Below are 3,505 nucleotides of genomic sequence, written 5' to 3'. Positions count from 1 at the left end.
TTGCCGCACTCCACAACCTCAAGCTCGACATCCGGTAAACGAGGCACCCGCCGCAGCAGGGCACGTTCTCACCGGCATTACGTGATAGCTCTTAGGCCACCTTCTATCGGGAAACCGTCTCCATGGGGCTGGCTCCCGACCTGACGCTGGCCGGGTTCCTCGTCGCCGAGCACCGGCAGGTGGAGGACCTGTGGTTGCACTGGACCGCCAAGAACATCAGCTTCGACACGGCCCTCGGCTACCACCTCTACCACCTGCTCACGGGAGGCATCGCAGCCACCGTTGAGGTGGTACGGGCCAGCGCCCACCCTGAGCGTAATCGCATTCTCAAGGAGATCGCCTCGTCCCGCCATACCGATGCCGCCGTCGAGGAATGGCTGGAAGAGCAACGCAGGATATTTCCCCCCGGCCCGGCTGAGGAGAGCCTGAAGACCTGGGCCTACCACGCCGCGCGCCTCGGCGAGCGCGAGGCATCGCGCCTGTTCATGACCGAATGGGCGGCCGATGAGCCACGCACCGACGACACGCTCAACACGCTGCAGTTCCACCTGGCCCATCTCGGCTACCTCACGGAAGCAGTGGCGGTCCAGAAGGAGGCCGTGGCGATCTGCCAGAGCCCACCGGAGTCGAGCCTGAAGGCCAGCAAGCTGTTGAGGCTGGTCCAACTGCAACGCCAGGTCGGCGACTTCGCAGGCGCTCTGCAATCCCTGGAGGCAGCCGGACAAGCCCCCTCGACGGTCCCGGACTGGCCGTGGATGGGCATGTGGAACGCCGTCGTCAAGGAGTACTTCCTCCTCGTTCCAGTTACGCCCGACGAGCACACCAGCCGACTGCTACTCGCGGAGGCTGACGAGCAACTTCAACGCGTGCCGCAGAAGTGGCTGGCTGGAGTACTCGACCCGGCGATCGCCGGGTCGAGCACCTCAACGACACCGCCAAGCGCAGCCGCTACCAGTCGCTCCAGGCCGCAGGCCGTCATCGGCAAGAGCAGCAGCGCTCACCGGGACCGGCGGGACCTCATGAGGTGCCGACCCGCGCCCGTGACGCTCAACCGTTCAAGCGAACTGCTCTCCCAACCGCGCCGACTACCGTCTCGTCACGATAACGATCAAGCCGGTCTCAGAGAACCGGTGATCACCACAACCTGTCCGTCGAGCACATCGTCCGCAACGCAACAGTCCGTTTCAGGGCTTCGGCGATTGATGCGACTGAAGATAATCCAGCACCAGGTCGGCCACGACTACGCCTCCGCGACCGCGATCTACACCTGCGTCTCCTCCGACTTCCGCACCTGCACGCTACGTCGCGCCCTGGACGCCACGATCGAGGCCGCCCTGCGGCCGGGAAGGACCTTGTGATGCCACGCCAGATCAACTACCGGTGGCGACTGCGTGAACTCATGGCCGCCTGCGGCATGTTCACCGTCGCCGAGCTGATGCCGCACCTGACCGAACGCGGCATCACCCTCTCCTCCTCCCAGGTCCACCGCCTGGTCTCCGGCACCCCCGAACGGCTGTCCCTACCGGTGCCGGCCACCCTCTGCGACATCCTCGACTGCACACCAGCCGACCTGATCGCCACCTCGGCACAGAACCTCCCGGCCCGCCGGGCAGCCGGCGAAGAGGCCCCGATCGACCTGTCCGCCCGACGGCCCAAGCTCGTCTGCCTCACCCCGGAGTCATGAGCCCCGCCTACAGCAACCGCGAGCAATACCGGCCTCGGGACTGGTAGACCCACATGTTCAGGTGTCGCGTATTCGCGGCCGAGTCCAATGGGGCTCGCGCTGAGTGATTAGCGGGAGCCTGGCTGAGGGCTAACGCTGTCTGGCGCGGACGTCGTGCGAAGGCGCCCGACCATGCCAGAAGGAACCGAAGCAGCTCTTGCTGTCAGGGGAAGTCCGGGCACTCCTCGGCAAAGCCCTGCGAGACGGGCTGCCAAGCCCCGTGATCTTCACGCACACTCAGCCGGTCCGCCTCCTCGGCGGTGTCGATCAGCTGAGCGGTGGTCAACGGGACAGCAGCAGCGAAGAGCCGCCCGAGGTGGCGGCAGTGCAGCACCGGGCGAAACTCCTGCGAGTACGGCTCATCGGCGACCGCGAAGAGATCGGGCAGGGCCCAGCCCAGCGGACCGGCTATGGCACACAGCTGCTGCCGCCGGTGCGGACTCGGCTCCCAGCGCCACACCATCCCGTGCAGCGTGCTGAGGGACAGTCCCATGAACGGCAGTTCGTGAATGCCGAAGCCGCGATTGCGGATCAACTCGCCGAGCAGGGCGGCGAACCTGGTCTCGGCGGGGCGTCGGGACGGCCAGGCGGGCTGTACGAAGGCTCCTGGAGCGTCCACGCGGGGCAACGAACGAACGAAGGTCTCCAGCGCGGCCAGGTGCGAGTGGTCGCAGTGACTGACGCGGTAGGCGAACTGCCTCAAGACCTTGGCGTCGCGCTCCGGGGGAAGGAGGTCCGCCGGCACCGGGTGGCCCGCAACGACAAGAAGGTCGGCGGCCGGGATGTCGAGTTCGGCGGCAAGTTCGGTGAGTCGCTGCGGGGCGGTGTCGGTTCCGCGCGCGGCAAGGCTGCTCAGGATGGTGGCCCGTTCCATGTGAGGAAGGTAGCGGGTGGGCTGCCAGGACAGCCCGGTCCGCATGAGTTCATGGCTGGGGCTCAGTTTCGGTGATCGCCCGCGGCGTATCGGCTCCAGGTTCCACCGGCTTCAACGACCAGGTGGGTGGTGGTCTTGTCGTGGTAGTCGAGGGCTCGGGCGATCACGGGTGCGGGGGCTTGGAGCACCAGTTGACGGATTGCTGAGGCCCGGCCGTGCTGGACGGGAAATCCGGCGGCTCGGAGCTGGTCGAGCAGGCTCGTCGGGTCCATCGGATGCCCGGGCTGCCGGCCGGGGATCAGCCAGGCGGTGCTGCGGCTGCTGGCCCGGGCGAGGCGGGGCTGCCGCGCACCACGGGGGCTGCTCCCCGGGTCGAGGTGGCATCACAGCTTCCGCCGGAGCAGGGCCGTGACGAGTCCGGGCAGCGCCCGGAGTACGGCGACGACATCGGCCCGGTGTGCGCGGCAGATCGCGACGACGCAGACAACGGTGGAGCAGGGCGAGAGCGAGCACGAGAGCTGCGGCAAGGGTGAGTGCGTCCATGAGGGATCTCCGGTTTCAGGGCGTGCGGAACCAAGGCAGGGGTGTGGCAGGGAGTACGAAAGCCCCGGCGGAAGTGCCGGGGCCGAACCGCTCTCAGCTCATCAGGCAGTCGAGCCCAAATGCGATTCGGCCGACTACAAATGGTGAGAGGCGTGAGCTGGTGGCAGAACAGCAGCTTCGGGTGCCGCATTCAATAGACAGCGGCGACGGGTAAGCCGCGCAAGCTCTGTCGATTCTGGAGCGCAGGGACTTCCCGGGCGCCCCCTCTCTATCTAGTGTCTTGAGTCTTTATTTCATTGCAGAAGTAGGCTGGGTTCATGGCGCGTATGGGTCGGCCGACGGTCGAGGTGGTTCTGGCGGATGAG

The 3,505-nt window shown here is 66.8% G+C and carries 5 protein-coding genes; 2 read left to right on the top strand and 3 right to left on the bottom strand.

Features of this window, described 5'->3' with window-relative positions; all coding sequences use genetic code 11:
* Positions 1-122: 122 nt before the first annotated feature.
* Positions 123-1,358, top strand: coding sequence for a hypothetical protein (locus ACFU8W_RS52210; RefSeq protein WP_384052909.1), 1,236 nt, complete (start codon positions 123-125; stop codon positions 1,356-1,358).
* Positions 1,358-1,684, top strand: coding sequence for a helix-turn-helix domain-containing protein (locus ACFU8W_RS52205; protein WP_384052907.1), 327 nt, complete (start codon positions 1,358-1,360; stop codon positions 1,682-1,684). Before ACFU8W_RS52210 ends, ACFU8W_RS52205 begins: the two co-directional genes overlap by 1 nt.
* Positions 1,685-1,886: 202 nt before the next feature.
* Here the strand turns inward: ACFU8W_RS52205 and ACFU8W_RS52200 are convergent, their stop codons facing one another.
* From ACFU8W_RS52200 to ACFU8W_RS52190, 3 genes are all read right to left on the bottom strand, one after another.
* A complete protein-coding gene (locus ACFU8W_RS52200) occupies positions 1,887-2,597 on the bottom strand; it encodes a hypothetical protein (RefSeq protein ID WP_384052905.1) in 711 nt (236 codons plus the stop codon).
* Positions 2,598-2,659: 62 nt separating this feature from the next.
* Positions 2,660-2,869 carry a hypothetical protein gene (locus ACFU8W_RS52195; RefSeq protein WP_384052903.1) on the bottom strand — a complete coding sequence of 70 codons (210 nt, stop codon included), beginning with the start codon at positions 2,867-2,869 and terminating at the stop codon, positions 2,660-2,662.
* Between the two features lie 111 nt (positions 2,870-2,980).
* Positions 2,981-3,124, bottom strand: a complete 144-nt coding sequence (locus ACFU8W_RS52190) for a hypothetical protein (RefSeq protein WP_384052901.1) — start codon at positions 3,122-3,124, stop codon at positions 2,981-2,983.
* Between the last annotated feature and the right edge of the window lie 381 nt (positions 3,125-3,505).

Origin of the sequence: Streptomyces sp. NPDC057565, from assembly GCF_042801455.1 — a bacterium.
Lineage (GTDB): Bacteria > Actinomycetota > Actinomycetes > Streptomycetales > Streptomycetaceae > Streptomyces > Streptomyces yanii.
This window is presented reverse-complemented; position numbering and strand designations above follow the sequence as displayed.